Here is a 5,682-nt window from a genome sequence, read left to right as displayed (position 1 = left end):
CAGTACGTTAACGGGTTAACCTTGTTTTGGCAGCAATATTGCGGAATATGTGATCTATATCTAGTTGATATACCTAAATATAAGTATTGATATTAAGCTTGATTTGGATCAATAAATCACCACTGTTTATCTGGCAGTGTAAGCATCAATTGTTAAGTGATGTAGTTAAAAATAAAATCAATGTTGCGCACATGGAGTATGGTGATGAATAAAAATATCGTTTCTGCTGTTGTTGCTTCAACTATTTTAGCGGCGGGATTTTCCGCCTCAGTATCTGCTCATCAAGCGGGCGAGATTATCGTGCGCGGCGGTGTTGCGGTGGTTGCGCCGAATGAGTCAAGTGATCCTGTGGCGACGTTTGGTGAATTCAAAGTGAGTAATAACGCCCAATTAGGGCTGAACTTTGGCTATATGCTGACGGATAATTTTGCGGTTGAATTACTGGCGGCAACCCCATTTAGCCATGATGTCTCTTTAGCGGGACCGGGTAAAATTGCTGAAACTAAACATTTACCCCCCACCTTAGTGGCGCAGTATTATTTTGGTGATGCCCAATCCCCATTACGTCCTTATATTGGTGCGGGGCTTAACTACACTAAGTTTTTTGATAACCAGTTCACTAACAATTTAGGTGGCGCGTTAACCGATTTAAGTTTGAGCGATTCTTGGGGATGGGCAGCTCAAGCCGGTATCGATTATCAAGTCAGTAAAGATTGGCTGGTGAACGCCTCTGTTTGGTATGCCAAGATAAGTACCGATGTGGAATTTAAATTGAGCGGCACACCTGTCACCATTGAAACCGATATCGACCCCTGGGTTTATATGGTGAGCGTGGGTTACACTTTCTAATCTATTGCGGTTAATTGTACAAAAAGGAGCTAAAAAGCTCCTTTTTGCTTTTATCGCGTTAAAACACGATAAACATTATTTTTTAGCCTTCTTCGGCTTCCAATGGCGGGTATTGTAGATAAATTCTGGCAGGAGTTTGGTTAACCAAGCCACCAGACGCCAGCGTTTAGTCACATATACTCGGCGTTTGCCTTTTTGCATCGCGTTAATGATTTGGGCCGCCACCTTAGGTAAAGGCGCTAACCACAGCGCACTTTGCTGCATTGCCGCTTTATCGAGTAAACCAAGTTGAATATCGGTAATCGTGATCGGCAGTTTGAGGCGCTGGGCATGCATGCTCAAGCCTTCGAGGTAATTTTGAGCAAAGGCTTTTGAGGCGTGATAGGCCACACTCGGTCCACCGCGCAGGCCAGCAATGGAGTTAATGGCCGCCAACTGGCCGTAGCCTTGTTCACGAAATAACCGAAAGGCAGTGTTGCAGATAGCGGCAAATCCACGCACATTCACATCGATAATATCCTGCTCCGGCAACCAAGGCAGCGCAGGATCGTAACTATTGAGCCCGGTATTGACTATGACTAAGTGCGCGCCGCCTAAACTGTGCCATACGGTTTCAAGTTGATGAATAATGGCTTGTGGTTGTTCAATTTGCAGGCCAAATACTTGTACTTTTGTCGGTAAAGAGGAGGCAAACTCACGCAGCGCTTCTGGATCTTGAGCAAATAAGGCTAATTCAACCTGTTGTTCTGCTAATTGCTTTGCAAGTTCGCGACTTAAATGTGAGCTTGCGCCCACAATTATCGCAGTTGCTTGGGTCATAAATTTTTCGGCAACGAAATGGTGGCTTATGATAGGAAGATATGTTCACTATGACAAGATTTATAGTATGGACATGTGGACATCCAGAAGTCTTTATGTATGATTAGGAGAAATAACATGAGTCAGTCGCTAACGTTAAATGCATTGCCTGCTTTGGTACAAAAATTAGGGGGGATGGCCTTGCTCGCCGTGACGCTGCTCTTAGGCGGTTGTGCGACGCCCAATGATATGATTGAGATAAAGGGGGAGGCCATGTACCGCGAGCGTATCGCGTTACCCGCCGATGCGCAGTTTATCGTCCAGTTATTGGATGTGTCTAAAATGGATGCACCGGCGGTCGTCATGGCCGAGCGTGTTAGCCAAGGAGCCAGAACCCCGATGCCATTTCGCTTTGACATGGGGCGCGATCAATTTACGCCAGGGCATACCTATGCCATAGGTGCAAGGATCATGCATGGTGATACGTTATTGTTTATTAATACTCAAGCCTATCGCGTTGATCTGAATTCGACAGAGGCGATGACGATTTTGCTTGAGAAGGTCGGCCGCTAACGTAAGGTGAATTAACCGAGCCAGCGCGCTGATATTGTTAGTTTTTAATCATGATGTTGTTATTTTTTAACCACATAGTATTGACCAACAGAAGAGGCGCGGTATGCCGGTTAACATTCCAGATCATCTGCCAGCAGCAGAGGTCTTAGAGTCCGAAAATATTTTTGTGATGTCCGAAACTCGGGCCGCCAATCAGGATATCAGACCAATGAAGGTACTGATTTTAAACCTGATGCCAAATAAAATTGAGACAGAAACGCAACTGCTGCGGTTATTGGGCAACACGCCATTACAGGTGGATGTGGAGTTATTGCGGATCCACGATAAAGCCTCTAAACACACCTCGACGGATCATATGAACACCTTTTACCGTGATTTTGAGGATGTACGCCATAAAAATTACGATGGATTGATCATCACCGGGGCACCTTTAGGTCAGGTCGATTTTGAAGAGGTGGTTTATTGGGACCGGATCCGCGACATTATTGATTGGTCGCAGGAGCATGTGACCTCAGTCTTGTTTTTATGCTGGGCCGCCCATGCGGGCTTGTATCATCTTTATGGTTTACATCGCCACATTCTGCCGCAAAAGTGCTCAGGGGTGTTTGTTCATCGGCGCACGAGTCAACATGTTCCTTTACTGCGGGGTTTTGATGATGAATTTTATGCGCCCCATTCCCGCTTTGCTCAGATGGCGCTGGCTGAACTTAAGTTGCATCCCGAGTTACAGGTGCTGGCCGAGTCCGATGAGGCTGGGGCGTATTTAGTGCTCAGTCGTAATCATCGCAACTTATTTGTGATGGGACACCCTGAATATCAAAAATCAACCTTACATGATGAATATCAACGGGATTTAGCCTTAGGTTTACAGCCGAATGTGCCGCAAAATTACTATCAACATGATGATCCCAATGGCGAAATCATTGCCCGTTGGCATAGCCATGGTAGCCTGTTGGTGAGTAATTGGCTCAATTATTATGTGTACCAATTAACCCCCTATGATTTAACGGATATGAGCGCGATGACGCCCTGGGAATCCCGATAAAGGGGGATAGCGTGGAAGGGTGATTGTGTGGAAGGGTGATAGCGTGGACACTCACCATTATTAGCAGACTTGAACCCGCTATCTTATTGGCTTGAGCTTTAAGGTTTGATTAGCGAAGCGGAACAGGATGTTGGTCTGGATAACAAAAAAGCCATCAGTTGATGGCTTTTTATGGTTTCAATTACTTACAGAAGTAATCCACCGCACGTTTAACTAACTCAATACCGGTTTTATCACAGGGCGGTAATTGAGCGTCACTGAGTTGAACAGGCGTGACTCGCTCCCCCCATTTTAGCAACAGCGCCGCAGAGGTCAGTCCGGCCCCAAAGGCACAGGACAGTATGGTTTGCTGCGGTTTGATAAGGCCCTGTTCTAGTGCATCGCAAATGGCGATAGGAATGGTGGCCGCCGAAGTATTGCCATAATTTGCAATGTTAACAAAGGCCTTTTCCTTAGGGATTTTCATTCGGCTAACAAGGGTATCGATAATGCGCTCATTCGCTTGGTGAGGAATGACAAGATCCACCTCGTCCTTATCAACACCACATTTTTCAAGCACTTGAGTGCTTAATTTGTTCATGCCATTAATGGCGCGTTTGAAAATTTCTTGACCATCAAATTGGATGTAAAAATCCAAGGAATCGGCAGAGAAGCGATCCATCGCGGTGCCAAAACCGGCTTTGAGAATATCGCGGCCCTCGGGATCGTTATTTAACTCATAACCCAGTACGCCGCCAGGGATGTCCGAGGCTTCGACCACCACGGCGCCTGCGCCATCACCAAATAACACTGCGGTTTCGCGGCGGGACCAATCTAAATAGAACGATAACCGCTCGGCGCCGATAACCAATACCTTTTGGCATTGGCCACTTTTGATCTGCGAGCTAGCCAAGCCTAAACCATAGAGAAAGCCACTGCAGGCGGCATTGATATCAAAGGCGGCGCAGTTGGCACCTATTTCAGCTTGTACTGTGGAGGCAATATTGGGGATCAACGTATCAGGGCTGGCGGTCGCAAGGATAATCATATCAATGGCACTGCCATCAATTCCTGCGGCGGCGAGAGCACGCTTGGCGGCAACGCTGGCCAATGCCGAGGTGTCCACATGGCTGATATGCCGTTGACTGATCCCGGTACGTGATTTAATCCACTCATCGGAGGTTTCTATAAAGGTGGCAAGATCATCGTTGGTCAGCGTGGCGGGTGGGACGCATTTGCCCCAACCGGTGATAGTAGCGTACTGCATGGTGGTTTCTCTCAAATAAAAAAGGCAGAACATAAAAGTGCTGCCTTGAATCGACAACAAAGCTTATCGGGATAACTTAAAACTGTCCGTGATCTAGTCGACCTGTTTGGCGACAAGTTCGCGAATGGTCATCGCAGCATGCAATATATGATGCTTAAGTAATGCCGTGGCTTTATCAGTTTCTTGTAATTTGCAATGGGTGAGTAACGCCCGGTGCTCATGCTCCGCCGCCGGGATCCCGCCAGCGAGCAACAATTGCAGACGAATATAGCGATCGCAGTGGGTGTTAAGGCTGTGAACCACCTCTAAGGTGTGTGGCCGATTGGCCGCTTGGTATAAACAAGTGTGAAATTGAGTATTGAGCTCGCTCCAACTGGCTACCGCATCCTCGTGTTTAAAGGCCGATTCCAATTGTTGTAACACTTGCTCAGCTTTAATGAAATCCGCTTCCTGCAATTTAGGGATGGATTTGGCGAGCAGATCGGTTTCAATCATCGCACGTAATTCAAATAATTCGGTCACTTGCGCGACGGATAATAATGTCGCCGTGGCACCTTTGTGAGGCTCAAATTTCACCAAACCTTCGGCCTCAAGTTGCAATAACGCCTCCCGTACCGGGATCCGGCTGACATTGAGAGCCTCGGCTAAGGCACTTTGCCTGAGTGGTTCCCCCGCGGCAATGTCACCCGAAAGAATCCGCTCCCTGAGCGCTTCGACAACTAATTGTGTGCGAGTTTTATGGACGATAGGCGTTGCTCGACTCATTATGACTGTCTATATTCGCAAATGTTATTTTTATGGCAGCAAGATTACCGTTAAACACAGGACAAATAAAGGGCAATGGCAGAGTGAACTGTCTAAGCTATTGTTTGAAATTGGCGATTTCCAAGGAGAACACGGCCAAATCCCATCCAATGCTAAGGTATCGCCAGCAGATAACTCGCTAAACTTCGCGGTGCAATTTAGTGTAATGAATGAAATAATACACGCCATGACGCCCTAGGCGATGTTTTTGAGTGGAGTAGAGAGTGTGAGTACAGTCAATCGAGCCGTTTTTTTAGACCGTGATGGTGTGATCAACAAAGATCATGGTTATGTACATCAAGTCGATGACTTCGAATATATCGAAGGAGTATTTGATGCCTGTATTGCACTCAAGCAAATGGGTTAT

7 protein-coding genes are annotated in these 5,682 nt (G+C 46.7%); 4 read left to right on the top strand and 3 right to left on the bottom strand.

The window, feature by feature from the left end; genetic code table 11:
* Positions 1-204: 204 nt before the first annotated feature.
* Positions 205-849 (top strand): outer membrane protein OmpW, encoded by a 645-nt coding sequence (gene ompW, locus ACRCZA_RS16865; protein ID WP_438675529.1) that lies wholly within the window; start codon positions 205-207, stop codon positions 847-849.
* Positions 850-924: 75 nt separating this feature from the next.
* Here ompW and ACRCZA_RS16860 read toward each other — a convergent pair whose 3' ends face one another.
* Positions 925-1,668 carry an SDR family NAD(P)-dependent oxidoreductase gene (locus ACRCZA_RS16860; RefSeq protein ID WP_438675528.1) on the bottom strand — a complete coding sequence of 248 codons (744 nt, stop codon included), beginning with the start codon at positions 1,666-1,668 and terminating at the stop codon, positions 925-927.
* A gap of 117 nt (positions 1,669-1,785) precedes the next feature.
* On the opposite strand from ACRCZA_RS16860, the gene ACRCZA_RS16855 reads away from it, so the two are divergent.
* Positions 1,786-2,220: a YbaY family lipoprotein gene (locus ACRCZA_RS16855; protein ID WP_438675527.1), complete on the top strand. Its 435-nt coding sequence runs from the start codon at positions 1,786-1,788 to the stop codon at positions 2,218-2,220.
* Positions 2,221-2,323: 103 nt separating this feature from the next.
* The gene (gene metA, locus ACRCZA_RS16850) at positions 2,324-3,265 is read left to right on the top strand and encodes a homoserine O-succinyltransferase MetA (RefSeq protein ID WP_438675526.1); all 942 of its coding nucleotides are present in this window, start codon (positions 2,324-2,326) and stop codon (positions 3,263-3,265) included.
* Positions 3,266-3,446: 181 nt separating this feature from the next.
* On the opposite strand, the gene ACRCZA_RS16845 is transcribed toward metA, so the two are convergent.
* Positions 3,447-4,511 (bottom strand): ketoacyl-ACP synthase III, encoded by a 1,065-nt coding sequence (locus tag ACRCZA_RS16845; RefSeq protein WP_438675525.1) that lies wholly within the window; start codon positions 4,509-4,511, stop codon positions 3,447-3,449.
* 93 nt (positions 4,512-4,604) lie between these two features.
* A complete protein-coding gene (locus ACRCZA_RS16840) occupies positions 4,605-5,276 on the bottom strand; it encodes a GntR family transcriptional regulator (RefSeq protein ID WP_438675524.1) in 672 nt (223 codons plus the stop codon).
* Between the two features lies 1 nt (position 5,277).
* Between ACRCZA_RS16840 and ACRCZA_RS16835 the strand changes: the two genes are divergently transcribed.
* Positions 5,278-5,514: a hypothetical protein gene (locus ACRCZA_RS16835; protein WP_438675523.1), complete on the top strand. Its 237-nt coding sequence runs from the start codon at positions 5,278-5,280 to the stop codon at positions 5,512-5,514.
* Positions 5,515-5,682 lie beyond the last annotated feature (168 nt).

Origin of the sequence: Shewanella sp., from assembly GCF_051658185.1 — a bacterium.
In the GTDB taxonomy this organism is placed as follows: Bacteria; Pseudomonadota; Gammaproteobacteria; order Enterobacterales; family Shewanellaceae; genus Shewanella.
The sequence above is the reverse complement of the archived record's forward strand: the minus strand, read 5'-3'. Positions and strand labels throughout refer to the sequence as shown.

Excerpts from the sequence above, each read along its gene's own strand:
- ompW (WP_438675529.1), top strand. The coding sequence starts at position 205 with ATGAATAAAAATATCGTTTCTGCTGTTGTTGCTTCAACTATTTTAGCG.
- ACRCZA_RS16860 (WP_438675528.1), bottom strand. The coding sequence starts at position 1,668 with ATGACCCAAGCAACTGCGATAATTGTGGGCGCAAGCTCACATTTAAGT.
- ACRCZA_RS16855 (WP_438675527.1), top strand. The coding sequence starts at position 1,786 with ATGAGTCAGTCGCTAACGTTAAATGCATTGCCTGCTTTGGTACAAAAA.
- metA (WP_438675526.1), top strand. The coding sequence starts at position 2,324 with ATGCCGGTTAACATTCCAGATCATCTGCCAGCAGCAGAGGTCTTAGAG.
- ACRCZA_RS16845 (WP_438675525.1), bottom strand. The coding sequence starts at position 4,511 with ATGCAGTACGCTACTATCACCGGTTGGGGCAAATGCGTCCCACCCGCC.
- ACRCZA_RS16840 (WP_438675524.1), bottom strand. The coding sequence starts at position 5,276 with ATGAGTCGAGCAACGCCTATCGTCCATAAAACTCGCACACAATTAGTT.
- ACRCZA_RS16835 (WP_438675523.1), top strand. The coding sequence starts at position 5,278 with ATGACTGTCTATATTCGCAAATGTTATTTTTATGGCAGCAAGATTACC.